Genomic DNA, 26,065 nt, shown 5'->3' on the forward strand with positions numbered 1-26,065 from the left:
AAGATTTTTTACTAACCGTGCAAAGTCAGTAATCTTATTTTACTCTGAGGTATTTTTTTCTCAACCTTCTTTCTCGGAATTCCTTATATTTGAATTATACAAGAAGCTCCTGTTCTGAACAGAAAATTGAAATGCAGCAATACACTATCTAGAGTGAATTTTCAAACACACTCTAGCATCTGTTATTATTATATCCTCTATTTTTTTCCATGTATATAGAATAAAATGCCATATATATTGCAAAAAATGCTTTAACTAATTTCTATAAACACACAACTCCGCTTATGTGAACGTATCCTGCTCTGTAGAATTCTCCGCTACAGTGGATTAGCTTTAATAATATAATCCCGCTCCGCCAAAGTGTGATCCTGCCCGGAGGACTTTATTGTATTACAGAAAAATGCAAAGCACTTTCCTGTAATATAATAAAACAACGCAGGCATACAGAATTTCTTCCTTTCGTATACCTGCGTTGTGGAACGTGTTTGAAAATTGCTTTCCGACAGATGTGCATCGCAATTTCAAACACACTCTAAGATTCATTCCATAAAAACAATATGTTATTTTTTCAGTCTTCTGTACTGCCGCTGTCTGATATGGATATCAAATTTACTGAAGCTTTGCGAATGCCTGATCCAGATCTTCAATAATATCATCAATATGTTCCGTACCGATGGAAAGACGAATGGTATTCGGTTTGATACCTGCTGCAAGCTGTGCTTCTGTGCTCAGCTGTGCATGAGTCGTGGTAGCCGGGTGAATAACCAGTGATTTCACATCAGCAACATTTGCAAGAAGCGAGAACAGTTCCAGACTGTCGATGAATTTCTGCGCTTCCTCTGCTCCGCCTTTAATCTCAAAGGTAAAAATAGATGCTGCACCATTTGGAAAATATTTTTCATATAATGCATGCTGCGGATGATCCTTGAGAGAAGGATGATTTACCTTTTCTACCAGTGGATGTTTCTGCAGATAATCTACAACCTTAAGCGCATTCTCCACATGACGGTCGAGACGAAGGGAAAGCGTTTCCAGCCCCTGGAGAAGGATAAAAGCGTTAAACGGAGAAATCGTCGCACCTGTATCACGAAGGAGAATTGCGCGTATATAGGTTACAAACGCAGCTGGTCCCACAGCTTTCGTAAAGGAAACGCCATGGTAGCTCGGGTTTGGCTCGGTAAGATGCGGAAATTTACCGGAACCTTCCCAGTCAAATTTACCGCTGTCCACAATCACACCGCCCAGAGAAGTTCCATGTCCGCCGATAAACTTTGTTGCAGAGTGAACAACGATATCTGCACCATGTTCGATCGGACGAATGAGATACGGAGTTCCAAAGGTATTATCAATAACCAGCGGAATCTTATTCTCATGCGCGATTTCAGCAATTGCGTCAATATCCGGAATATCAGAGTTTGGATTTCCCAGAGTTTCCAGATAAATAAATTTCGTATTCGGACGAATCGCGGATTTTATCTCCTCAAGATTATGAGCATCCACAAATGTAGTATCGGTTCCATAGTCACGAAGTGTGGTATCCAGAAGATTGTAGCTGCCTCCATAAATGGTATTCTGTGCAACCACATGGTCACCCTGCTTCGCCAGTGCCTGAATTGTATAAGTAATCGCTGCGGCACCGGATGCCACTGCCAGACCTGCCACACCGCCCTCCAGAGCTGCGACACGATCTTCAAAAACGCCCTGCGTCGAATTAGTAAGACGACCGTAAATATTTCCTCCCTCTGCAAGACCAAAACGTGCTGCTGCCTGCGCGCAGTCCTTAAACACATAAGAAGTTGTCTGATAAATCGGCACGGCACGTGCATCTGTCGCAACGTCCGGCTGTTCCTGTCCTACATGAAGCTGTAATGTTTCAAATCTGTAATTTTTCTTTGCCATATCTATATACCTGTGATATTCCGGTGAGGAATCCAGTGAATCCCTCACCGGAAAGTCACGAATCCTTTCTTTTCTATTTTATCTATTTTATCTTTTTTATTTCGTCTTTCTCATTCTGAAATTATTTCTTCTATATGGGGTATTCCGTACTCTGCGGCTGCGAAAACGTATTTGAAATTTCCTTCCGCCATCTGCACGCCCCAATCTGAGGGATATTTTCGCGCCTTTAATCAACATCTAACACATTCGTCCGTTACGGAAATTTTCTCTCAACAACTTTTCAAATAATCGATTCATAGTATCCTCCAGTTACCTGTCTCTTCCCCTTTATTCATATTTATTTAGTAGGTATGTTGGAATATTACCATTTATTTCCTACTTTGTCAATATGTTTTATGAATTTTATTTTGGTATTGTGGTACACGCTCTAGATTTATGGTTACCAATACATCGTAAAACAGGCAGGTCAGATGTATTATTTATATCATTGCGAAGATATGGATTCACCTATATAATAATCATGTATCAAAAATAGTTTCGGAAATGTTTTAGCAGGAATTTTTTTTCATTTGCTTTCAGTGTGAATTATCAAGGGAGGTGGCTCTTATCCTGTCTTTATCAGAACCAACAGAAAAATCCGGGTATCTTCTTGAAGAATACCGGCTTTTTCATATCAAAGACCGTACAGAACGTGAATATCACTATCATTATCATGATTTTCACAAGGTGATCGTTTTCCTCTCAGGAAAAGTCACCTATCATATTGAAGGAAAATCCTATCACCTGAAGCCATGGGATATCCTTCTGGTGAACCGGGGCGCTATCCACAAACCGGAAATCGATACCTCTGTTCCTTATGAACGCTTCATTCTGTGGATCCGGGAAGATATTCATGATCAGGCCCTGACCACCTGCTTCCAGCGTGCACATGACCGCAGTTTTAACCTTATTCGTCTCCATTCACAGATGCAGGAACGGCTGAAAGACATCCTTCTGGAACTGGAGAGCTCTTTTCACGAAGAAGCGTTCTGCTCGGATCTGTTAAACCATGCTCTGTTTTCCCAGTTTATGGTGTACCTGAACCGGATTTTTCTGGAAGAAAATTATACGATCGACCGAAAATCCTATACCTTCGATTCCCAGGTGGAAAATCTGGTCCGCTATATCAACCGGAATCTTGATCAGGATCTGTCCATTGATGCTCTTGCCCGGAAATACTATCTCAGCAAATATCATATGATGCGGAAATTCAAAGAGGAAACCGGCTATACCATGCATAATTACATCGTCAGTAAACGTCTTCTCATGGCACGCTCCCTGATCACGCAGGGAACTCCTGTTATGAAAGCCGCACAGCAGAGCGGTTTTCGGGATTATACCACCTTTGTCCGCGCCTATAAAAAACAATTCGGCGTATCCCCAAGCAAAGCTTAAGGGGATACGCCGAAAAAACAGAATCATTCCACTTTTCATTCTTTATTCACAGAATCCTGCAAAACAGGATTCTATTTTTATTGCTCTCGCTGCTGTCTCAGACTTTCACAGCTATTTTATACCCTGGTGGCCATCTCAGACTTTCGCAGCCTTACGTCCGCAGCACTGTTTATATTTCTTACCGCTTCCGCATGGACACGGATCATTCGGGTATACTTTGATTTCTTTTCTCTGAACCGGTTTTCTTACAGAGGAATCATCCTTATTGGTTCCAGTTACCTTGGCAACCTGTTCACGCTCAATCTTCTGTTCTACATGTACATGATAAAGCATCCGCACAGTGTCTTCCTGAATGGAATTTGTCATGTTATTGAACATCTCATAAGCGCTCATCTTATATTCAATAACCGGATCACGCTGGCCATATGCAGCAAGTCCGATACCCTGACGAAGAATCTCCATGTCATCAATGTGATCCATCCACTTGCTGTCAATGCATTTCAGCAGTACCACACGCTCCAGCTCACGAAGCTGCTCTGCTTCCGGGAATTCGGACTCTTTGGCTTCGTAAAGCTTCACTGCTTCTTCCTTGATCTCATGTTTCATCTCATTCCTGCGTTTACCTTTGACTTTTTCAGCGGTCACAGGCTGGATCGGAATGATTGGAAGAAGTACGGAATTGAATTCGTCCACATCCCATTCTTCAGAATCCACGTCATCGGAGAAGCACATATCTACAGTACTGTCCACGATATCCGTAATCATCTTGTAAATGGTATCACGCATATTCTCTCCGTCCAGAACCTGGCGGCGTTCTTTGTAAATGATCTCACGCTGCTCGTTATTCACCTGGTCATAATCCAGCAGGTTCTTACGAATACCAAAGTTGTTAAACTCAATCTTTTCCTGTGCTTTTTCAATTGCACTGGAAAGCATTTTATGTTCGATCTGCTCATTCTCCTCGACACCGAGAGAGGTAAATACCTTCATCAGACGCTCGGAACCAAACAGACGCATCAGATCATCTTCCAGAGAAATGTAGAAACGGGATTCACCCGGATCTCCCTGACGTCCGGAACGTCCGCGAAGCTGATTGTCAATACGTCTGGACTCATGGCGCTCTGTACCGATGATCTTCAGACCACCAGCTTCTCTTGCCACTTCATCCAGTTTAATATCGGTACCACGGCCGGCCATATTGGTGGCAATGGTAACTGCTCCGGCCTGTCCGGCCTGTGCAACGATCTCAGCCTCCAGCTCATGGAACTTGGCGTTCAGCACGTTATGCTGGATACCTTCTCTGCGGAGCATTTTGCTTAACAGCTCAGAAGTCTCGATGGTAATCGTACCGACAAGAACCGGCTGCTGTTTGTCATGCGCCTCTTTGACCGCACGGACAACCGCATTAAATTTCTCTTTCTTCGTCATGTAAACGGCATCATCCAGGTCTTTACGCTGAACCGGCTTGTTAGTAGGAATCTCTACAACGTCCATGCCGTAAATATCACGGAACTCTTTTTCTTCGGTAAGCGCAGTACCGGTCATACCGCCCTTCTTGTCATATTTGTTGAAGAAGTTCTGGAATGTAATCGTTGCAAGGGTCTTGCTCTCGCGTTTTACCTTCACATGCTCCTTCGCCTCAATTGCCTGATGAAGTCCGTCAGAATAACGGCGGCCCGGCATGATACGTCCGGTAAATTCATCGACGATCAGAATCTCGTCATCTTTTACCACGTAATCCTGATCCTTGTGCATCAGATTGTGGGCACGAAGAGCCAGAATGATGTTGTGCTGGATCTCCAGATTCTCCGGATCTGCCAGGTTCTCAATATTAAAGAATTTCTCAACCTTATGGACACCCTGCTCGGTAAGGTTTACCACCTTGTCCTTCTCATTGACAACAAAATCACCAGTCTCAATGACTTCCTCACCCATGATGGCAGCCATCTTGGTCATTTCATGACTCGCTTCTCCGCGTTCCAGCTGCTTCGCAAGAATATCGCAGACTTCATAAAGCTTGGTGGATTTGCCGCTCTGACCGGAAATGATCAATGGGGTACGCGCCTCATCGATGAGAACAGAGTCCACCTCATCGATGATACAGTAATGCAGATCTCTCTGCACCAGCTGTTCTTTATAAATTACCATGTTGTCACGAAGATAGTCAAAACCGAGTTCGTTGTTGGTAACATAAGTAATATCACATCCATATGCCGCACGGCGCTCTTCCGGCTTCATATCATTCAGAACCACACCTACTGTCAAACCAAGAAATTCATGAACCTTGCCCATCCACTCGGCATCTCGTTTTGCCAGGTAATCATTGACTGTGACAATGTGTACACCTCTGCCTTCCAGGGCATTCAGATAAGCCGGGAGTGTAGATACCAGGGTTTTACCTTCACCGGTTTTCATTTCTGCGATACGTCCCTGATGAAGGATGATTCCGCCGATGATCTGTACCCGGTAATGCTCCATGCCAAGTACACGCTTCGCTGCTTCACGAACTGTTGCAAATGCTTCTGGAAGCAGGTCATCCAGAGTCGCACCTTCTGACAGGCGTTTTTTGTACTCTCTTGTCTTGTCCCGAAGCTGTTCATCTGTTAACTTCTGCATCTCCGGGCGCAGAGCTTCTGTCTTCTCCACCAGAGGCATAATGCGCTTCACCTCGCGCTGGCTGTGCGTCCCGAATACTTTTGAAAAAACATTCATAGATTTACTCCTGTTGATTGATAGATTTGTATTTATAGGATTGATGCTGGTACAGCGTTTTCAAAACAGTGATGTACCAGTCTGTCCGCGCTGTTCGCTCATAACCAGATAGTTATACGAATTATATTCTATCACTTTCCGGAAAGGAACACAATAAATTTTTGATGAATAAAATATGTATATGCGAACAGGCCCCCGGGACTGTTATTCCTTCCCGGGGGCACTGACTACTTACTTATTCCTGTTTTAACAGTTTATACTTCCGGCTCGATCAGTCCGTAAGTATTTCCCTTACGCTTGTAGACTACATTCACCTGGTCTGTTTCTGCATTTACAAATACGAAGAAATTATGTCCGAGAAGTTCCATCTGTACACATGCATCTTCCGGATACATCGGCTTGATGTCAAATTTCTTGGTACGGATGATTTTTACTTCTTCATCTTCTTCATACTCTCTGTCCAGATATTCCTTCTGGAAGTTGCCTGCAGCCTGCTGTCTGTCTACGATTTTATTTTTGTATTTGCGAAGCTGACGCTCGATCACCTCTTCTACAAGGTCAATAGACACATACATGTCATTGCTTACCTGTTCCGAACGGATGATATTGCCTTTCATCGGAATCGTTACTTCGATTTTCTGTCTTTCTTTTTCCACACTTAAAGTTACTACAACTTCGGTGTCAGGAGTGAAATACCGTTCCAGCTTCCCGAGCTTGTCCTCAACGGCTGTCTTAAGGCCCTCAGAAACTGTAAGATTCTTTCCGCTAATAATAAATTTCATGCTTCCATCCCCTTTGCTGTTTGATAGGTTTATTATATCACATCTTCCTGGATTTTAACATCATTTTACAAAAAATTCATAATTTTATCTGAACTTTTTGTATAAAACTCCCTGTCTGTAATGAGAAAACAAACTCGTACACAAAATTCATGAACCAAAGCGAGTTTGAAAATCCCTCTGGATAAATCGCTTTTCAGCATCATTTTGTTCACAGAAACTCAGCGTACATTCTGCCGCACAAAAGCTCTGGCATTTTCGAAGAAAATTTTATCTGTCAGCCTGCTGCCGAATCCCGCTTTTTCCATCGCTTCCCGAATCAGGGGAAGCGATTCTATTCCATGAAATCCCTGCGGGAACCGATTGCTGCTTCCATCCAGATCCCCACCGAAAACAAGTGCATCCTCTCCGCCCAGATTCAGAATATAATCCATATGGCGCAGCACATCTGTAATGGTCGGGTTTTCTCCTACAAATGGTGCAAACATGTTCATACCGATCAGACCTTTTCTGCGGATTAGTTCCTGAATCTGATCCTTTCTAAGATTTCTTGGACAGTTACAGATTTCTCTTACATTCGAATGCGAAGCGATCACCGGAACATCCGTCATCTGAAAAATTTCTTCTGCTCCCGCATCCGAAAGATGGGAAATATCCAGCACAATTCCCTGATTGATCAGCATACGCACGGTTTCTCTTCCCTCATCTGTGAGTCCCTTTTTCTGATTCGCTGCTGATCCGCAGGCATACTGATTTTCGTAATTCCAGGTCAGCATGGCAAAACGGATGCCCAGTTCGCGCACTTCTGACGCATAGCTTCCCATCAGAGACAAATCTTCAATGGACAAAAATGCCGCTGCTTTTCCCATCTGATGGGCCTGCTCCATTTCTTCACCGGTTCTGCACCAGACAAGCTGATCCTCTTCTGCTTTCATCAGAGAAACAGCCCTGTCATAAAGCCGGAGAAAGCTTTCGTCCACCTTTCCTTCTTCAATGACTTTGAAATCATTCCAGATAGCAAAAATCTGAGTATATTTTTCAGCAAATCCGCGGGCTCTTTTTAAATCGATATTGCACTGATTCTCTCCCAGAGTTCCCTGATTCTCCGGCATATTTACCAGTGTATCCGCATGGCAGTCAAAGTAATTCATTGTTCTTCCCCCATTATCATTATTTGTACAATTATAATATAAAAAATTATAACAACATGGAAGATTTTGTCAAGTTTTACATAAATGCTATTGTTATTTTGCCATATTTCCTTTAATATGAATGGTACACGCCCCTTTGCCAAAAAACTGGAAACAGAACGGTTGGGCAGCTATTCGGGCATGCCAATTTATACTTTCAGGAGTTTATTATGAAACAAACAGCAAAATTTGAATGGAAATCTTTTTTCCGGGCAGTGATCACTCTTGCCCTGCCCATTGCACTGCAAAATCTCCTGTCTACCACAGCAAGTATGGTGGACACCATCATGATCGGAAGTCAGGGGGAACTGGCAGTTGCCGCTGTGGGAATCTGTTCCCAGATTACTTCTCTGTTCTTCTCCAGTTATTTTGGATTTGCCGGAGGAGCTTTGCTTTTCTTTGCACAGTACTGGGGTGCCAAAAATATCAAAGGAATCAACCGGACCTTTGGCATTTCTCTTCTGTGTATGCTGGTCGTTGCTTTATTGTTCGGCGGTGTCGCTGTCACCAATCCGGCACTGCTGCTGCGCATTTATACCGATAAGAATAATATTATCCAGATTGGAATTCCTTACATACGAATCGTAGGATTTTCTTATCCGATCACCGTTCTGGTTCTGATCATGAACTTCCTGCTTCGCTCCACCGAGCGTGTAAAACCGCCTCTGATCTGCTCTATGGTAGGTCTGTCAGTCAATTTCTGTCTGAACTGGACCTTGATCTACGGACGCTTCGGACTGCCTGCCATGGGTGCGTCGGGAGCTGCTGTTGGAACACTGGCTTCCAGTCTGGTCAATTTTATTCTTCTGTTGATTCTTCTTTTGAGGGATCAGGAGACCGTACGGCTTCGTCTGAAAGATATGTTTGACTTTGGAGATATGTTCATCGGCACTTACCTGAAAAAATGCCTTCCAATCATCTGCAATGAATTTTTCTATGGCATCGGGCAAATGCTGATCAATATCGTTATCGGCCGTCAGTCTGAATCTGCCATTGCCGCCATGGCGGCTTTCCGCGTACTGGAAGGATTTGTATTTGCTTTCTTTGGCGGACTGGCAGATGCCAGCTCCGTGGTGGTAGGAAAAGAAATCGGAGCCGGAAATCATATGAAGGGTTACCAGAGTATGAAAGCATTCTCCATCCTGTGTCCGGTGATCACCTTCATCATCGTCGGCATCGGCCTGATTTTCAATCATCCGCTGCTGTCACTGTTCGGACTCGGAGAAGAAGCCTTATTTTATGGAAAATACATGATTGCCATTTATCTGGCCGCAGGAACCGTGCGAACCTGCAACTACATTATGAACAGTTGTTACCGTGCCGGAGGCGAACCTGTTTTTGGAACAGTCCTGGAAATCAGCTGCCTGTTTCTGATCAGCGTACCTGCCACCTGGATCGCAGGTATGGCTCTCAAACTGCCATTCCTGGCTGTTTTCGCTTTCCTTTATACGGATGAACTGATTCGCCTGATTTTTGAACTGCGCTATACGATCAGCGGCAAATGGATCAAACCGGTAACGACAGAAGGAAAGAACGCACTGGAAGAATTTCACAGACAGCTTGCAAAAAAGAGTTAATTCTTGATACTCTGCGCCCAAACCGAACGGGTATTGTTATGACGGATTATTTCCCGAGATGCCAGATATCTTCATTATATTCCGCGATCGTACGGTCGGAAGAGAAGAAGCCGGCCTGACTGATGTTGATCAGCGTACGGCGTGTCCAGTCCATCGGATGATGAGCATAATCTGCAATGGCCTGCTCTTTGCGGACTACATAAGCGTTAAAGTCCGGAAGAGTCTGGAACCAGTCTTTTCCAATCAGTTCATTCTGCAGGCGGCGCAGATTTTCCTCCTGACCGCAGGACAGCATTTCTTCACTTGTCAGGAACTGAATGGCCCGTCGGATATTTGCATCAGTTTCATACCATTCTCTTGCACAGTAATCTCCATGCTGATAACGGCGGATGACCTGAGCACTGCTCTGACCGAAGATATAAATGTTGCCCTCCCCTACCGCGTCTGCAATCTCTACGTTCGCGCCATCCATGGTTCCCAGTGTAAGAGCACCGTTCAGCATAAACTTCATGTTGCCGGTACCGGAAGCTTCTTTGGATGCAAGACTGATCTGCTCGGAAAGATCACATGCAGGAATCATTTTTTCTGCTGCGGTTACATTATAGTTTTCGATAAATACCACCTGCAGCCATCTGGATACTTCCGGATCATTCTCAATGACTTTTGACAGAGTCAGAATTGCATGAATGATATCCTTTGCAATGGTGTAGGCAGGCGCTGCTTTTGCACCGAAAATGGCAGTTACCGGTACTTCCGGCGTATTTCCGGCTTTGATTTCAAAATACTGATGAATCAGATACAGAAGATTCAGCTGCTGACGTTTGTATTCATGAAGACGTTTGGACTGGATGGTAAAGATACTGTCCGGATTCACCGTAATATTCTGTGTATGTTTCAGCCAGTCAGCAAAAGCCTTTTTATTGTCGTGTTTGATAGCTGCCAGCTTTTTCAGAACTGTTTCATCATCTGCAAACTCCATGAGTTTTTCCAGCTCTGCAGCATCTTTTTTGAAACCGGAACCAATCAGGTTCTCGATCAGCTCTGTCAGCTCCGGATTGCATTTCAGCAGCCAGCGGCGGAAAGTAATACCATTTGTCTTGTTGTTGAATTTCTCCGGATACATCTGGTAAAAGTTATGAAGTTCACTGTTTTTCAGAATTTCCGTATGCAGTGCAGCAACTCCATTGGTGCTGTGTGTAAAATGAATATCCATATGTGCCATATGAATCATCTGGTTTCTGTCAATGATTGCGGTTGATTCATCACTGGTTCTGGTGCGGGCGATCTCATCCAGCTTTTCAATAACAGGCATCAGCTGCGGAACGACCTGCTCCAGGTAGCTTCTCGGCCATTTTTCCAGCGCCTCGGCAAGAATGGTGTGATTGGTATACGCACATACTTTTGTCACGATCTCTGCGGCTTCTTCGAATTCGATTCCTTTTTCACAGAGAAGACGGATCAGCTCCGGAATCACCATGGACGGATGTGTATCGTTGATCTGAATCGCCGCATAATCCGCAAGATCATGCAGATTGCTTCCACGTTCTTCACATTCCTCCAGAATCAGCTGCGCTCCGGCACTGACCATCAGATACTGCTGGTAAATTCGCAGAAGTCTCCCTGCATCATCACTGTCATCCGGATACAGAAACAAAGTCAGATTTTTCTCAATATCGGTTTTGTCAAAGGAAATGCCCTCGCCGATCACGGACGGGTCAATGGTATCCAGATCAAACAGATTCAAATGGTTGGTGCGCCCTTCATATCCGGTAACTGCAATCTGATAAAGTCTTGCCTGATATTCTTTTCCTGCCAGAGAAACGGGATAGGTTTTCTCCGTCATCTGCGCCCAGTCATGATCGCCCATCCAAAAATCCGGTGTCTCGCTCTGCAGCTGATTTTTAAAGTTCTGATGAAACAGTCCGCAATGATATCTCAGTCCAATGCCATCTCCCGGAAGGTTCAGAGTTGCAAGAGAATCCAGGAAACAAGCGGCAAGACGTCCAAGTCCGCCATTTCCAAGACTTGGTTCCGGCTCCACCTCTTCCAGTTCTGCCATAGATTTTCCATGGTCTTCCAGACAGTCTTTGACGCTGTCATAAAGTCCCAGATTGATCAGGTTGTTGCTCAGCAGTTTCCCGATCAGGAATTCCGCGGAAATATAGTAAAGCTTCCGTCCCTTTACCGGTGCTGTTTTCCTTTCGCTCTCTTTTTCTACAATTTTCAGAAGAGCGGTATATATACTTTCATAAGAACATGTTTCCAGATTACTTCCACACATTTCTGTCAAAACTTTTTCCATTTCATTTTTTGTTTTCATCATGATAAAATCTCCTTTCATGTGAAGCTGTCGGTAACTGATACATCAGAACTTAGACTATATAATCCACGATAAATAACCATATATTTTGCTGGTCTGCTTTCCCGATAGCACAGTTTAAGTCAGATGTATCCGCTATTTCATTTACGATGTACGAACTCATCGCTCATCATAGTTTTATCACACTTCACCAGACAATGCTTGTATAATGCCACCATATCATTGTATAATCCTATCATATTATGTATGATCAATAGGAGTGTTAAATTATGATAAATGTCGAAAAAGCTTTGAAAATTCAATATTCTGCCTATCATGAGACCAAGCGACATTCTGATACAATGTTTGCATTTAATGTCTATCCCTGTACCATTCCCGTGGATTTTCCCTTTGTTCCTCTGCACTGGCAGGACAGTGTAGAAATCATTTATATCAAACAGGGAGACGGGATCGTTCAGGTAGATTTTGAAATTTTTCATGCACAGGCAGGAGATATTTATCTGGTAATGCCAGGGCATCTTCACGGAATGAGAGGGATTTTGAAAACCCGAATGGAATATGAAAATATTATTTTTGATATGAATTTTCTCGGAAGTGATAATGTTGATCTCTGCAGTCAGAAATATCTGCAGCCTGTGCTGAATGGAAAAATTCTGCTCCCGGTACGTATCAGCACAGAAAACCCGCTGTATAGCCAGATTGCTTCATATCTGGATTCCTGCGACCGGCTTTCTGCACTGCGCACCAATGGATATGAACTGGGCGTAAAAGGAAATCTGATGTTGTTGTTTTCACTTCTTCTGCAGAATGCACCGGAAGCAGAAGCTTCTCCTGCCATAGACAGCGATCAGAAACATCTGCAGAAATTAAAAACAGTACTGGCAAGAATTGAACAGGATTTTGACAAGAAACTGACCGTTCAGGAGATGGCAGATGAATGCGGATACAGCGCCAGCCATTTTATGCGATGGTTCAAAGAGGCCACCGGCTCCGGATTTTCTGCCTATCTCATTGAATACCGGCTTGGAAAAGCAGCACGGGAGATTCAGAATACCAATAAAACCATTCTGGAAATTGCAGAACAGTCCGGTTTTGACAATCTTTCCAATTTTAACCGGCTCTTCAAAAAGCGATTTGAAATGACACCCGGACAGTTCCGGAAGCAAGATTATTAAAATAATATCGTGCCCTTTACCAGTGTTTTGAAAGTTTGATTGCAGCCATTGGCTGCGATATGTTATACTGTAGAAGAAATTATTTTAAAAGTCCCGTACAGCAGCTATGGACATGATTACATGCACAAACATTTCATTTAGTGAGATTTTTCAGAAAGAGATGAAGCATATATAATGAATAATATAAAGAAAACCATGATTTCCCATGAACTTGATAAAACAACTGCGGAAAAAGTGAAAAATGCAACAGAAAAGAAAAACTGTCAGATGCTGTTTGTTACAGCAGCAATCTGTGCAGGGTTGTTTCTGGGAATGCTGCTCAGTTCATTCATCAGTTCATCTACAGAACAGATGGTTGAACTGCGCATGAGAAGCAGATATATCTATGCAGTGCTCTTTGCGGTCTGTACACTAATATCTGCGCTAAGTAAATACAAACCGGAAAAATATTCAAAACATATCATTATCATCTGGTATCTGTTTTTATCTATCCTGTATGCATTTGCCATATGGGCAGGAACCTATAACCAGAACTATTACCCTGCAGTCACTTTTTTTGTGTTTCTGTTTGCTCTGCCTCTGTTGATTGTGGATCGGCCCTTTCGTCTGACAACCTATCTCATTGCAGTTTCAGGGATTTTCCTTTTTTGTTCCTGGCAGGTAAAAGAACCTGCACTGTTTGAATTAGATCTGCTGAATTGTATCTGTTTTTTCTACTTAAGCGTTTCCTTCAGCATTGCAATGATGAAAAGCAAGTTGAATGAAATCCTGCAGAAAATAGAAATAGAAGCTCAGAGGGATATCGATCCATTGACCGGTATCATGAATAAGGGAGCTATCGAGCGGGAGATTGAAAAAGCTCTCAATAACAAAGAGACCGGCTGTCTGGTAATCATCGATATTGACAATTTTAAACTCATCAACGATAACTATGGCCATTTATTTGGCGATGCTGTGATTCGTGCATTTGCAAATTACTTTTGTGAAATGTTCATGGAAAATGCACTGACCGGACGGTTTGGCGGTGATGAGTTTGTTGCCTTTTTAAAAGGCGTAAAATCTCAGGAGGATCTTGAACGTCTGTTTCAGCCAATCCAGGAAAATCTGAAAAAAATGCTGGGAAATCAGGAGCAGAAATTGCCGTTTACTATAAGTGCAGGTGCTGTCTTCTATCATGGGAATGAGATGGCATATGACAGTCTTCTTATGCTGGCGGATCAGGCGCTCTATCAGGCCAAAAGAGCCGGTAAAAATCAGCTGAAAATACTGGAACATGTTTGAAAATTACCCGGAATTATTTTCCGGGTTTTATTCCTCAACAATCTTTAAATCCCATGCCGGAATTGCAATGATTTCTCCATGATCAACGGTCTTCCCTGACAGCAGATCCACGCCATTGCCATACCTATATGGTACCTTCTGCTCTTCTGCTGAATAGTTTAAGAAATATCTCACATTCTTTCCGAAATCATTGATTCCTTTTCTTACAATAACCGGATAATCATATGCAGGGATCTCGACCTGTGCGCATTGAAGAACGTCCGTAATCACAGCCTTAAGAGTGTTCTCATCTGTCATACAGCCCATATACACAGCAGTTCCTTTTCCATAATGATTTTTCGTGACTGCAGCATACTCCTTCCAGTTGTAATGCTCGTACGATGCCAGCATCTCTGCTCCCTGAGGGATTAAAAGTTCCATAAAAATCCGGGCTTCTGCGTCGGTATTTTCCCCAATGATCCTACCGGATAATCCCACATTCTTCGGGAAAGTAAACTGATGATATTTCACGCCAAAACAGTCGTTCAAAATATGAGGCTGTACCTCATGACTCACTTTCACATTTTCGTTGGCAAATGCAGTTTTAAAAGTAGCGACCAACGTTCCTCCCTCAGCCACATACCTGTTCAGTTTTTCCAGAAGGGTATCCGGTGCCGCATAAAGAGCCGGTACAAAAATCACCTTATACTGACTGAAATCCTCTGACTCCGGCCAAACGAAATCGCACTCTATATTCACCTGATACAGTGCATTGTAAATCCAGCGTACCACATCATTATATCCGATTCCATTATTTCCTGCCGCCGCAGCCTGAATCCCAAACCATTTCAGTGCAGTCAGAGCCTCATTACTTACAAGAATAGCTGCATCATTCTTCTTTTTCAGGTTTACCAGATGACTTCCCATTTCTGAAAATTCCCTGCCTATCACACAAGCCTCACGATAGGCTGCATTTTCCTGAAAATCATGGCTCAAAAGCCCCTTCCAGTAGGTCTCAAAAGAATTATGGATAGAATGCCAGTGCCAGTACATCACACTGTTGGAACCACTTGCCAGATGACTGTATGCCTGCAGCCTTAACTGACCTTTATACGGAGTCCATCCGGGATATCCCTGTGCCTCTGTCTCCATAACCAGATAGTTGTTCTTTTTCAGAGAACGGGTCATATCTATGCTTTCCACTCCCGCAGGGACTGGTTTTCTTTCCCTGTTAAGCCAGATACTTCTGATTCCCACAGATGACGGACATTTCACATCACCTTCCAGCGAATCCCCAACATGAATCACCTCTTCCGGTGAAACTCCAGCCTTTTTAAATGCATACAAAAAGATTTCTTTTCTCGGTTTCGAATACTTTGCTTCTTCACTGGTTACGATTCCTGCCGGATGTAAAGAATATCTCTTTATTTCTTCCATAAATACATCTTTGATGACTGATACCGCAATTGGTCCGATTTCCATTGCAGCCGTTCCATAGAAATCCATAAATATTGCCTTAATCATGCTGATTCTCCTTATAAAAAAATTCATTTTTGTTTCTGACATTTTTTGTTTCCTTACTTCCCAGATTGTGCCAGATTACTTCTTTTCCCACCGCATCTTCAAAAATACTGCTCACTTTTTTCGTTCCGCCTGTTATGATTGATGATTTTGTTCAAAAGCGGCAGCCCTGAAATTCTCATCTCAGGAAGCTGCCGCTTCTTTTTCCTTTTCATTTTGTTCTTTTTTCTCCTGTCCATTGTTTTCCTCAGATACAAACAGAATTGATACGAAAAGGTGGGCTTGCGATTGGATCGATGGGATTTTAGCTATAATGACATGTTAAAAAAATCATATCAGCGTCTGTTCTATCATTATATCCAACTGCGGTCTTTTATTTGAACCACCGTCTCAAACGGAATCGTCCCGCCAAACAAATCCAGCGCGCTTCCGATCGTCACATCCAGCCGGCCTGCTCCGGCACGGCGCAGGATTTCCAGATCCTCCATACTTCCCACTCCGCCGGCGTAGGTAACCGGGCGATCCTGATATTTCGACAGAATCTCAGCCAGTTCTATCTCGATGCCTCGCGCTTTTCCCTCCACATCTACCGCATGAACCAGAAATTCATCGCAATGATCTCCCAGCATCTGCATGGTTTCCAGTGTCACCGGGACTTCTGTAAAATTCTGCCAGCGGTCCGTAACGATATAATACCGGTCCTCTTTTTTTCTGCAGCTGAGATCCAGAACGAGACGTTCCTTCCCGACAGTCCGTTCCATCTTTTCCAGGTTTTCCCATGATATCTGCCCATTCTTAAACACATAGGAGGTAACAATCACATGACTGGCACCTGCATCCAGATACTCACAGGCGTTTTCCGGGCAGACACCTCCGCCAAGCTGCAGCCCTCCCGGATAAGTTCCCAGTGCCAGAAAAGCCTGTTCTCTGGTCGCCTGATAATAAGGAGAATCACTGCTGTTCAGCAGAATCACATGACCTCCGCGGATTCCTGCATCACGGTATAATTTTGCATAAAAAGAAGCATCCTGTACGGACACAAAATTCTCTGTTGCCTGGTCTCCTGCATCCTTCAAGCTGCCGCCTACAATCTGTTTCACTTTTCCATTATGTATATCAATACATGGCCGAAATCTCATGTTTACCTCCAAATAATCTGTGTATGATTTTCCTGTTTTCCATGTATTGATAATAACATCAAATCAATCTCTGCGCAACTGCATCGGATTATCTTCCATTTGCCGCATTTCCTACAGCGTCACCAACATCCTCAACCGCATTTCCTACTCCGTTTCCAAGATCCCGGACACTGTTTCCTAGTTCTCCGGACACCGTGCCGTCATTTGTATTTTCAACTGCATTATTGTCATTTGCGGTGGTATTATTGTCTGTCACTCCATTATTATCGATTACGGCACCATCACCCACTGCGGTTCCGTCATTGACTGCATTGCCTGCTGTCCCATTATTGGTACCTGTTGTATTATTTGTGCTGTTATTCGCTGTATTGCCGGTTCCATTATCGGCAGTATCATTCCCCATGTTTTCATTCGTGTCATTAAGACCGTCATCATTATCATTCCCATTTGTATTACCGTTATTGTTATTATTTGCTGCATTACCGGATTCATCTGCCGCATTGTTTCCATTATTGGTTCCGCAGGCAGTCAGCATGCACAAAGCCAGCACCAGAAAGGTACTCATCAGAATTGTCTTTATTTTTTTCATTCTGTCAATCTCCTTTTCCTTGGATTTATTGCTTGTACTGCTAATATGCGCATTTTGCAGACATCCTATTCTTGGAAGAAATTAGAAATTTAGTTGCGAAAAAGGCACAGCCATCTTTCGATAACTGTGCCCGATCACATATCTGATTGAAATTCATCATTCCCATATCTTAATCGATACAGAAAATTATCCATTGATCACATCGCTCATATCATATCTTCCTGCAGGTTTTCCGGCAAGGAATTTCGCTGCCTCAATAGCTCCCTTTCCAAAAACAGCCTTGGAATGTGCGGTGTGCTTAAACTCGATCACCTCATCCGGACCTGCAAAGATCACTTCATGCTCGCCCACGATCGTACCGCCGCGAACTGCAGAAATGCCGATTTCTTTGCTGTCTCTCTGTTCTCTTCTCTGGCTGCGGTCATAAACATAATGATACTGATTGTCCATCGCTTCATTCAGACTGTCCGCAAGTGCCAGTGCTGTACCGCTTGGAGCATCCAGTTTCAGCTTATGATGACGTTCTACGATCTCCATGTCAAAACCGGCTGTTGCCAGAACTCTGGCAGCATCCTGAATCAGTTTCATCAAAGTATTGATGCCAAGAGACATGTTTGCAGATTTCAGAACTGCTACTTTTTTGGATGTTTCCTCGATTTTGGCAAGCTGTTCTTCGCTGAGACCGGTTGTACATACCACAACAGGAATCTGTCTCTGCGCACTGTAATCAAGCAGCGCATCTACGGCCTTTGCGGAAGAAAAATCGATAATTGCATCTGCTTCCACCTGGCATTCCTTCATATCGGTAAATACCGGATAACTGTTTTTTCCCTGATCTGCAATATCAATTCCGGCAACAATCTCTGCTTCCGGATCCTGTTCAACAAGTCCGGAAATCACCTGTCCCATGTGACCATTGCAGCCATGCATAATAATTCTAACCATTGGTATCTCCTGTCCCCGGTCTGATTCTGTAACATACCCAGTCCGGAAATATATTTTTCTGTGAAACGGACATGTCTGCTTACACAGACATGTCCTGTAATCAAAAGCTTCTATTCATGAAATATGAAATATGGTATACAGACCTCTTCCACGTCTGCTGCCCAAAGTATCGATAAAAGACCAGTTAAGCGAGCTTCAGACCAAATCCCTGCATAGCTTTCTTCAGAACTTCCACATTTGCCTCTTCCATTTCACTCAGCGGCATACGAAGCGGTCCTACTTCCATTCCCATAAGGTTCATGGCTGTTTTCACCGGAATCGGATTTACTTCACAGAACAGCGCATTGATCAGAGGAATCGCATCCAGCTGAATCTTTGTTGCGCCGGCAACATCGCCTTCCATGAATTTCATAACCATATCATGTGTCTCCTTCGGAGCGACATTGGATAATACAGAAATAACTCCAAGTCCGCCGAGAGAAAGAATCGGAAGTACCTGATCATCATTGCCGGAGTAAAGTTCCAGACATCCGTCTGCCATGGACATCATTTTGGCGATCTGGGAAAGGTCTCCGCTGGCTGCCTTGATACCCACAATATTTTTCACATTCTTCGCAAGTGCGACTGCTGTGGCAGGCTGAATGTTGCATCCTGTACGGCTCGGAACATTGTACATAATGATCGGAGTCTCCGGAACTGAATTGGCAATTGCAGTATAATGTGCGATCAGACCTTTCTGTGTAGCTTTATTGTAATAAGGAGTAACAAGCAGCAGGGCGTCTGCGCCATAAGATGCAGCCTCCTTGGACATCATGATTGCAGTTTCTGTACAGTTGGAACCGGTTCCTGCAATGACAGGCACACGTTTGTTAACCTGATCAATTGCAAACTTAATCGTCTTGAGATGTTCTCCGTGTGTTAATGTAGAAGATTCTCCTGTTGTTCCGCAGATTACAATTGCATCAGTGCTGTTGGCAATCTGAAACTCAATGATTTCTTCAAGTTTTTTATAATTCACCGTTCCATCTTCTTGCATCGGTGTTACGATTGCGACAGCTGCACCTTTAAAAATTGCCATTTTATTTCCTCCTTTATTCTTCAGTAAAAGTTTCGTTCAAATTTCCATACTTCAGGTCATCCGTTGTGAGAGTTGTAACACTGTCCACATATTCTCTTAAATGCTCCGGCAGATCCCTGCCAGTCATAATAATGTGCATGGACTCCTTACGCAGTTTCAGAAGTTCTTCCATCTTCTCTTCATCGGCGATCCGGCTGTCCAGCAGCCCGAGTATCTCATCCAGCACCAAAACATCACACTCTTCTGTTGCGATCACTTTTCTGGCAAAGTTCAGACCATTCAGAATATTCTGCTTCTCCTCCGCCTTCTCCTGTTCGCTCAGTTCTTCATAACAGGTTTCGCGTTTTTCAAAACGGAAAATTTTGATATCCAGGTCTTCCAAATTCTGCAGGAAATCCATTGCCTGCTGCTCTCTGCCCTTCAGGAACTGAATGATGATCACACTCTGTCCTTTCGTCGCAGCTCTGAGACTCTGACCGATCGCAAGGGTGGTTTTCCCTCTTCCGGTACCACAGTATACCTCTGTTAATCCCTTTTCCATACAAATTCCTCTTGTCGTTTATGAAATTGAACTCCTTCATTTTTCTTGAATATGTTTATCTTACCTCAGAATTCCCGGAAATGCAAGCCCGGCATGTTTTTCCCGTAATTTTTGTCATAACTTTGTCATATTTCCTGTAAAAAACAGATCCTTATGTGCAAAAATAACAGGCCTGACAAAGCGTCTATTTTCTGTTCCTGTTCATAGTCAACGTCTTTAAGCAGAAATGACTATTTCCAGTTATCTTCATTGATTCTTAAATAATGATTTCCAGTTATTTCCATTGATTCTTATTCAATATATTCCAGTTTGCTTACCGATACCTCATACGCGGTTCGTTTCTCTGTTTCGCTCTCACCAACCTTCTTCATATATTCCCGGCTCTGAATTCTGCCCCACAGAAGAACATGTCCGCCTACTGTAAACGCAGATGCGTAACGGGCATTTCTTCCCCAGCAAATGCATGGTATGTAATCGGACTTTCCATACGGACGGTTCACAGCAAGAAGGAGGTCCGCAATCTCTCTTCCAAGAGGAGTTTTGCGGTAAACAGGAGGTTTGCAGATATACCCGTCCAGAAAAATCTGGTTCACAGGAATGGATTCATCCTCTTCCTCCACAAACTTCAGCTCTCTGGCAAATACCGAAAGCACCAGCCTGTTTCTTTTTTCCTCATGCCGGTTATAAGACCGGAATTGTCCGTGTACCTCAATGTACTCCCCTACATAGTCCTGAGATACATCCACCAGGCGCTCCGATATCATTACCGGAATCCTGTCCTCAGAATCGCTCAGCCTTTTTACCAGCAGCTCCGTTGTATAGAAGCCCTCTCCAAAAACCTGGTGGCTGAACTCAAAGCCTGTATCAATTTTCCCCATAATTGATACCTGATTGTTTTCAATGATTTTGTCTGCCATAATACAGTTCTCCTTCCTCTTTGGGTATTTTGTCTTTACTATGTTTATGAGTACATGCCTGTATTTATGACTGGAAAATAAAAAAATTTTTTTCAATGCCTTGTAATCTGCGAAAAATGTGGTAAACTGGATTGTCGGATAATATTTGCATGAAAAACCATTAATATAGAAGAAAAAAGTAGAAAGGATTTCGATTTTATGAAAATCAAACGCGAAGACGTACGTAACGTAGCCATTATCGCCCACGTTGACCACGGCAAAACCACCCTTGTAGACCAGCTTCTGAAGCAGAGCGGTGTTTTCCGTGAGAACCAGGAAGTACAGGAACGTGTCATGGACTCCAATGATATTGAACGAGAAAGAGGTATCACCATTCTTTCCAAAAATACCGCTGTTCATTACAAAGGCGTCAAAATCAACATCATCGACACCCCCGGACACGCAGATTTCGGCGGCGAGGTTGAGCGTGTACTGAAAATGGTAGACGGCGTTATCCTTCTGGTAGATGCTTTTGAAGGTGCCATGCCTCAGACCAAATTTGTGCTGAAAAAAGCACTGGAACTTGATCTGCATGTCATTGTCTGCATCAACAAGATCGACCGTCCGGAAGCACGTCCGGATGAAGTCATTGATGAAGTTCTGGAACTCCTGATGGATCTGGAAGCTTCTGACGAACAGCTCGACTGCCCGTTCCTTTATGCTTCCGCAAAAGCCGGACACGCTGTTCTGGATCTGCAGGATACCCCGGAAAATATGGCTCCGCTGTTTGAAACCATTTTGAAATATATCCCTGCTCCGGAAGGAGACCCGGAGGCAGATACTCAGGTACTGATCAGCACCATCGACTATAATGAGTATGTGGGACGTATCGGTGTCGGCAAGGTAGAAAACGGTAAAATTTCCGTCAATCAGGAACTTACGCTCCTGAACCACCATGATATCGACAAACGTCAGAAAGTAAAGATCAGCAAGCTTTATGAGTTTGACGGTCTGAATAAAATAGAAGTAAAAGAAGCCTCTGTAGGCTCTATTGTTGCCATTTCCGGTATTTCAGAAATTCATATCGGCGATACCCTCTGTGGTGGTGATAATCCGGAAGCCATTCCTTTCCAGAAAATCTCCGAGCCTACCATTGCCATGAACTTTATCGTAAATGACAGCCCGCTTGCAGGCCAGGAAGGCAAATATATCACCTCCCGTCATCTGCGCGACCGTCTTTACAGAGAGCTGAATACAGATGTCAGCCTTCGTGTGGAAGACACCGACAGCACCGAGTGCTTCAAGGTTTCCGGCCGTGGAGAGCTGCATCTGTCCGTACTGATTGAAAATATGCGCCGTGAAGGTTATGAATTCGCAGTCAGCAAACCGGAAGTACTTTATCATTTCGACGAACGCGGCAAAAAACTGGAACCAATGGAAATTGCCTATGTGGATGTTCCGGAAGAATTTTCCGGTACTGTTATTCAGAAACTGAGCGAACGAAAAGGGGAGCTTCAGGGTATGAGTACTGCAAGTGACGGTTCTGTCCGCCTGGAATTCCACATTCCTTCCCGCGGTCTGATCGGATTCCGCGGCGAATTCCTGACTTCCACAAAAGGAACCGGTATTCTGAATACTATTTTTGATGGATATTCTCCTTATAAGGGAGACTTCCAGTACCGCAAACAGGGCTCCCTCATCGCATTTGAGGCAGGTGAAGCAGTTACCTACGGTCTCTTCTCCGCACAGGAGCGCGGAACCCTTTTCATCGGACCTGGCGCAAAAGTTTACAGCGGTATGGTCATCGGTCAGAACGGCAAAGCCGAAGATATCGAGCTGAATGTCTGCAAGACCAAACATCTGACCAATACCCGTTCTTCTTCCGCTGATGAAGCACTGAAGCTTACTCCGCCGAAAGTACTGAGTCTTGAACAGGCCATTGAGTTTATCGACAGAGACGAACTTCTGGAAGTAACCCCGAAGAGTCTCCGTATCCGTAAGAGAATCCTGGACGCAAGAGACAGAAAGAGAGCGGCTTTCAGAAAAGAATAGAATAAGGAATGAATACAAAAAGAGGAGTCCTCCCCGAATCAGTTGATCTGATTCCATAATCAGGAGGAATCCTCTTTTTATGAAATACCATATTTCCCAGAATTCTTTATAAATATGTATCAGCGAGACTGCGAATACGAAGCCGTTTTTTTACGTCCTGCGCATCCGTGAACTGTCCTTTCCAGATATCTTTTTTTAGCATTGTCACTTCATGGGAATCCCCTGTCAAATGGAAGAAATTGTCGCTGAAGATCACATCTGCATCCTCAAAATCCAGTTCCACAAACGGTGCAAAAACATCACTGTTCAGCCGGATTACAAAAGCATCTTCTGTTTCCGTTACTTCTGATGTAATCACCGCTTTTTTCAGTGACACATGCTTATAAGGAAGTATCACTTCCACATTATGTGCTTCTGTTCCGTCTTCAAAAGTAACTTTTCCTTCCACAAATACGGTTTCTTTCCAGGTTCCGTAAGGATCTGTCTGATACTGTCCGAAATCTGCTTCCAGTATTTTTTCAGAACAGAATGCCCCTGTTTTTCCATCTGCGAAAACGGAATCAATCACTTCACAGTCCATATTTTTCAGGAGGATTTCTCCATGCCACTTCAATTCTGATGCAGTTTCATTTTCCACATAAAGCTGTGCCTGAGTTTCCTCGCAGATCATACTGGATGTCTCCGGTGCGTAGAACCGGCATGCCATGTACTGCAGCGCTTTCCATCGGCCAAAATAATCCATAGATGCCCAGGAAGCCACCGGCCAGTTATCATTCAGCTGCCAGTAAAGCGTACCCATACATCTTCCGCGATGTCTTCTCCAATGCTCCACTCCGTACTGCATTGCCATTCCCTGAAGCACCTGGCTCACATAGAGAAGATCCTCAAATTTCGTCGGATACCGAAAATTTTCGGACATGTAATAAAGGATTTTACCATTGGCGGCATCATTTTTCTGATGACTTTCCATGACTCTGGAAAAAATATTTCTGTCTTCCGGCTCTGTAAATGTCTCCACAGTTTTCAGGCACGGGAAAGACTGGAAGCCAAATTCTGAACAGAAACGGAAGAAATATTTCCTGTAATCCGTAAACGGTTTCTGTCCATGCCATACATCCCAATAGTGCGCATCCCCATTATTCTCATCGTCCGGTGCCGCAAAGCATCCTCCCGCTGACGGAGAAGACGGCCAGAAAAAGATATCCGATGCATGCTTCTTTACAACCTTCGGAAGCACATACTCAAATAATTTTATGTAGTCAGCTCTCAGATTCATAGATTCTTCCTGGAACTGCGCCCACTGAACCCATCCGGATTCGATCTCATTATTTCCGCACAGCAGACCGAGACTTGCATGATGACGAATCCGTTTTATATTGTCTTCCACTTCCTGTTTGCAGCTTTCGATAAATGCATCTGTGGCATCATAAACATTGCAGGCAAACATCAGATCCTGCCAAACGATCAGACCTTTTTCATCGCACAGTTCAAAGAATGTATCCGATGGATAATAACCGCCGCCCCAGACTCTGATGCAGTTAAAATGAGCTTTTTTCGAGCTTTCCAACAGATAATCCTGACGTTCTCTGGTAATTCTGGAATATACACAGTCTTCCGGAATATAGTCTGCGCCCATGGCAAAAATTTTGACTCCATTTACCTGGAAGGCAAATTCCCTCCCCCATTCGTCATGCTCTCTGCTCACGGTCAGCGTGCGGAGACCAATGGTTCTCTTTTCTTCCTGAACCACTGCTTCGTCACTGTCTGCAAGCGTTATTACCACATCATAAAGAGGCTGTTCTCCGTATCCGTTCGGCCACCAGAGCCTTGGATTTTCTATACAGAAAGTATGTTTCCATTCGGAATCTCTTCCTAATACTTTCTCTGTCTGTGCTGCGGTTTTACCGGTCTCCCGCTCTATAACAGCGATTTTTACTTTCTGGTTTTCCTGTATTTCTGTTTCCTCTGTCAGATGAAGGGTTACTTCAACATTTACGATATGCTCCTGATGTTCCTGATGGAACTGAATTTCTTCAATCTTTCTTCCCGTACGGTATTCCAGATAAATGTCACGGAAAATCCCGGCATCCGGCAGCTGTGGGCCCCAGTCCCATCCAAACATGGAATGGGATTTCCGGATCAGGTGATTTCCTTTCACAGCACCAGCCGCTACACAATGGACTTCTTTGTTTTCTTCATATTGATAATTTTCGATATATTTCAATACGGAAAGAAATTCTATCCGGATATTATTTTCTCCGGAGTGAAGATATTCTTTGACCGGGATTCGCCAGGTTCTGTGCATATTATCGGCATAGAATACTTTCTTGTCGTTAATAAAGATATCAGCAAGAGTATCCAGGCCTTCGCATACCAGATCCACATGCTCTTCCTTTAAGATGGTTTCCTCCACCTGAAATGTTCTCTCGAAGATGTAGTCTTTCCAGAACAGGTCTCTTGTGGCATATTCGTTCATTTTGTCGTACGGATCCGGAATTGCTTCCGCATCCAGAAGCGCCGAAAGAACGGAACCGGGGATGAGAGCATCATATGTTTTTTCCTCTTCCCGGCTGTGCATTTTCCATATTCCGTTTAGGGTTAATTGTTTCATGTTCCTTGTCCTCGTTAGTTCATTTGTTTATTAGTTACCGTTCATAACAAGTGTCTGTTATGTACTGCTTATAAAATAACTATAATACAAATGTGGTAAATATCAAGAGTGATATTGAAAATACAGGTGAGATCCGTAAGTTTTCTATTTAAATCAAAATAGACTTTGGCAAATGGAACCGCAATTTAGATAATGACAGTTGGGCTTTAATGAATGGAAGGGGGGCAGTGAATTAAAGGGGGCTTTAGGTAATCACAGCGAGTTTTAATGAATTACAGTAGATCTTAGCTTTGCAGAAATCCGTGGGGATTTTTTGCGTTTTTGTGCTATGGATTTCTCCGGAACTT

The 26,065-nt window shown here is 43.6% G+C and carries 19 protein-coding genes; 5 read left to right on the forward strand and 14 right to left on the reverse strand.

Going from position 1 to position 26,065, the window contains the following annotated elements; translation table 11 throughout:
• Positions 1 to 609: 609 nt before the first annotated feature.
• Positions 610 to 1,899, reverse strand: a complete 1,290-nt coding sequence (locus tag ACTNEW_RS15090) for an O-acetylhomoserine aminocarboxypropyltransferase/cysteine synthase family protein (protein WP_441062474.1) — start codon at positions 1,897 to 1,899, stop codon at positions 610 to 612.
• A gap of 597 nt (positions 1,900 to 2,496) precedes the next feature.
• Here ACTNEW_RS15090 and ACTNEW_RS15095 point away from each other — a divergent pair.
• The gene (locus ACTNEW_RS15095) at positions 2,497 to 3,333 is read left to right on the forward strand and encodes a helix-turn-helix domain-containing protein (protein WP_441062476.1); all 837 of its coding nucleotides are present in this window, start codon (positions 2,497 to 2,499) and stop codon (positions 3,331 to 3,333) included.
• A 135-nt stretch (positions 3,334 to 3,468) separates the two neighbouring features.
• On the opposite strand, the gene secA is transcribed toward ACTNEW_RS15095, so the two are convergent.
• The 3 genes from secA to ACTNEW_RS15110 form a co-directional block, all read right to left on the reverse strand.
• A complete protein-coding gene (gene secA, locus ACTNEW_RS15100; RefSeq protein WP_441062478.1) occupies positions 3,469 to 6,045 on the reverse strand; it encodes a preprotein translocase subunit SecA in 2,577 nt (858 codons plus the stop codon).
• A 254-nt stretch (positions 6,046 to 6,299) separates the two neighbouring features.
• Positions 6,300 to 6,827, reverse strand: a complete 528-nt coding sequence (gene hpf, locus ACTNEW_RS15105) for a ribosome hibernation-promoting factor, HPF/YfiA family (protein WP_441062480.1) — start codon at positions 6,825 to 6,827, stop codon at positions 6,300 to 6,302.
• Between the two features lie 218 nt (positions 6,828 to 7,045).
• Positions 7,046 to 7,975 (reverse strand): dipeptidase, encoded by a 930-nt coding sequence (locus ACTNEW_RS15110; protein ID WP_441062481.1) that lies wholly within the window; start codon positions 7,973 to 7,975, stop codon positions 7,046 to 7,048.
• 209 nt (positions 7,976 to 8,184) lie between these two features.
• Here ACTNEW_RS15110 and ACTNEW_RS15115 point away from each other — a divergent pair, with 209 nt between their 5' ends.
• Positions 8,185 to 9,591 (forward strand): MATE family efflux transporter, encoded by a 1,407-nt coding sequence (locus ACTNEW_RS15115; protein WP_441062482.1) that lies wholly within the window; start codon positions 8,185 to 8,187, stop codon positions 9,589 to 9,591.
• A 46-nt stretch (positions 9,592 to 9,637) separates the two neighbouring features.
• Here ACTNEW_RS15115 and ACTNEW_RS15120 read toward each other — a convergent pair whose 3' ends face one another.
• Positions 9,638 to 11,911, reverse strand: coding sequence for a glycogen/starch/alpha-glucan phosphorylase (locus tag ACTNEW_RS15120; protein WP_441062504.1), 2,274 nt, complete (start codon positions 11,909 to 11,911; stop codon positions 9,638 to 9,640).
• A gap of 269 nt (positions 11,912 to 12,180) precedes the next feature.
• Here ACTNEW_RS15120 and ACTNEW_RS15125 point away from each other — a divergent pair, with 269 nt between their 5' ends.
• The gene (locus ACTNEW_RS15125) at positions 12,181 to 13,086 is read left to right on the forward strand and encodes an AraC family transcriptional regulator (protein ID WP_441062484.1); all 906 of its coding nucleotides are present in this window, start codon (positions 12,181 to 12,183) and stop codon (positions 13,084 to 13,086) included.
• A gap of 174 nt (positions 13,087 to 13,260) precedes the next feature.
• On the forward strand, positions 13,261 to 14,367 hold the full coding sequence (locus ACTNEW_RS15130; RefSeq protein ID WP_441062486.1) for a GGDEF domain-containing protein: 1,107 nt from the start codon (positions 13,261 to 13,263) through the stop codon (positions 14,365 to 14,367).
• A 27-nt stretch (positions 14,368 to 14,394) separates the two neighbouring features.
• On the opposite strand, the gene ACTNEW_RS15135 is transcribed toward ACTNEW_RS15130, so the two are convergent.
• From ACTNEW_RS15135 to ACTNEW_RS15170, 8 genes are all read right to left on the reverse strand, one after another.
• Positions 14,395 to 15,870 (reverse strand): HAD-IA family hydrolase, encoded by a 1,476-nt coding sequence (locus ACTNEW_RS15135; RefSeq protein ID WP_441062487.1) that lies wholly within the window; start codon positions 15,868 to 15,870, stop codon positions 14,395 to 14,397.
• Complete coding sequence (locus ACTNEW_RS15140) at positions 15,863 to 15,985, reverse strand: hypothetical protein (protein WP_441062489.1); 123 nt, start codon at positions 15,983 to 15,985, stop codon at positions 15,863 to 15,865. The genes ACTNEW_RS15135 and ACTNEW_RS15140 overlap by 8 nt, the downstream gene beginning before the upstream one ends.
• 235 nt (positions 15,986 to 16,220) lie before the next feature.
• Entirely contained in the window at positions 16,221 to 17,006 is a 786-nt protein-coding gene (gene hisA / locus ACTNEW_RS15145) for a phosphoribosylformimino-5-aminoimidazole carboxamide ribotide isomerase (protein ID WP_441062490.1), read from the reverse strand.
• A gap of 88 nt (positions 17,007 to 17,094) precedes the next feature.
• Entirely contained in the window at positions 17,095 to 17,595 is a 501-nt protein-coding gene (locus ACTNEW_RS15150; protein ID WP_441062492.1) for a hypothetical protein, read from the reverse strand.
• 186 nt (positions 17,596 to 17,781) lie between these two features.
• On the reverse strand, positions 17,782 to 18,540 hold the full coding sequence (gene dapB, locus ACTNEW_RS15155) for a 4-hydroxy-tetrahydrodipicolinate reductase (RefSeq protein ID WP_441062494.1): 759 nt from the start codon (positions 18,538 to 18,540) through the stop codon (positions 17,782 to 17,784).
• Between the two features lie 184 nt (positions 18,541 to 18,724).
• Entirely contained in the window at positions 18,725 to 19,618 is an 894-nt protein-coding gene (gene dapA, locus ACTNEW_RS15160; protein ID WP_441062495.1) for a 4-hydroxy-tetrahydrodipicolinate synthase, read from the reverse strand.
• 13 nt (positions 19,619 to 19,631) lie between these two features.
• Positions 19,632 to 20,159, reverse strand: coding sequence for a cob(I)yrinic acid a,c-diamide adenosyltransferase (locus ACTNEW_RS15165; protein ID WP_441062497.1), 528 nt, complete (start codon positions 20,157 to 20,159; stop codon positions 19,632 to 19,634).
• Between the two features lie 290 nt (positions 20,160 to 20,449).
• On the reverse strand, positions 20,450 to 21,076 hold the full coding sequence (locus ACTNEW_RS15170; protein ID WP_441062498.1) for a single-stranded DNA-binding protein: 627 nt from the start codon (positions 21,074 to 21,076) through the stop codon (positions 20,450 to 20,452).
• Positions 21,077 to 21,274: 198 nt separating this feature from the next.
• Between ACTNEW_RS15170 and typA the strand changes: the two genes are divergently transcribed.
• Positions 21,275 to 23,107, forward strand: a complete 1,833-nt coding sequence (gene typA, locus ACTNEW_RS15175; RefSeq protein WP_441062500.1) for a translational GTPase TypA — start codon at positions 21,275 to 21,277, stop codon at positions 23,105 to 23,107.
• A 106-nt stretch (positions 23,108 to 23,213) separates the two neighbouring features.
• On the opposite strand, the gene ACTNEW_RS15180 is transcribed toward typA, so the two are convergent.
• Positions 23,214 to 25,718, reverse strand: a complete 2,505-nt coding sequence (locus ACTNEW_RS15180) for a beta-mannosidase (RefSeq protein WP_441062502.1) — start codon at positions 25,716 to 25,718, stop codon at positions 23,214 to 23,216.
• Between the last annotated feature and the right edge of the window lie 347 nt (positions 25,719 to 26,065).

Origin of the sequence: Blautia sp. HCP3S3_G3 (genome assembly GCF_052063365.1) — a bacterium.
Taxonomy (GTDB): Bacteria; Bacillota; Clostridia; order Lachnospirales; family Lachnospiraceae; genus Blautia_A.

Bases quoted from the DNA above. Each gene is read 5' to 3' on its own strand.
- ACTNEW_RS15110 (WP_441062481.1), bottom strand. From the start codon at position 7,975: ATGAATTACTTTGACTGCCATGCGGATACACTGGTAAATATGCCGGAG.
- ACTNEW_RS15165 (WP_441062497.1), bottom strand. From the start codon at position 20,159: ATGGAAAAGGGATTAACAGAGGTATACTGTGGTACCGGAAGAGGGAAA.
- secA (WP_441062478.1), bottom strand. From the start codon at position 6,045: ATGAATGTTTTTTCAAAAGTATTCGGGACGCACAGCCAGCGCGAGGTG.
- ACTNEW_RS15125 (WP_441062484.1), top strand. From the start codon at position 12,181: ATGATAAATGTCGAAAAAGCTTTGAAAATTCAATATTCTGCCTATCAT.
- typA (WP_441062500.1), top strand. From the start codon at position 21,275: ATGAAAATCAAACGCGAAGACGTACGTAACGTAGCCATTATCGCCCAC.
- hpf (WP_441062480.1), bottom strand. From the start codon at position 6,827: ATGAAATTTATTATTAGCGGAAAGAATCTTACAGTTTCTGAGGGCCTT.
- dapB (WP_441062494.1), bottom strand. From the start codon at position 18,540: ATGGTTAGAATTATTATGCATGGCTGCAATGGTCACATGGGACAGGTG.
- ACTNEW_RS15135 (WP_441062487.1), bottom strand. From the start codon at position 15,870: ATGATTAAGGCAATATTTATGGATTTCTATGGAACGGCTGCAATGGAA.
- ACTNEW_RS15180 (WP_441062502.1), bottom strand. From the start codon at position 25,718: ATGAAACAATTAACCCTAAACGGAATATGGAAAATGCACAGCCGGGAA.
- ACTNEW_RS15150 (WP_441062492.1), bottom strand. From the start codon at position 17,595: ATGAAAAAAATAAAGACAATTCTGATGAGTACCTTTCTGGTGCTGGCT.
- hisA (WP_441062490.1), bottom strand. From the start codon at position 17,006: ATGAGATTTCGGCCATGTATTGATATACATAATGGAAAAGTGAAACAG.
- ACTNEW_RS15170 (WP_441062498.1), bottom strand. From the start codon at position 21,076: ATGGCAGACAAAATCATTGAAAACAATCAGGTATCAATTATGGGGAAA.
- ACTNEW_RS15130 (WP_441062486.1), top strand. From the start codon at position 13,261: ATGAATAATATAAAGAAAACCATGATTTCCCATGAACTTGATAAAACA.
- ACTNEW_RS15115 (WP_441062482.1), top strand. From the start codon at position 8,185: ATGAAACAAACAGCAAAATTTGAATGGAAATCTTTTTTCCGGGCAGTG.
- ACTNEW_RS15120 (WP_441062504.1), bottom strand. From the start codon at position 11,911: ATGAAAACAAAAAATGAAATGGAAAAAGTTTTGACAGAAATGTGTGGA.
- ACTNEW_RS15090 (WP_441062474.1), bottom strand. From the start codon at position 1,899: ATGGCAAAGAAAAATTACAGATTTGAAACATTACAGCTTCATGTAGGA.
- dapA (WP_441062495.1), bottom strand. From the start codon at position 19,618: ATGGCAATTTTTAAAGGTGCAGCTGTCGCAATCGTAACACCGATGCAA.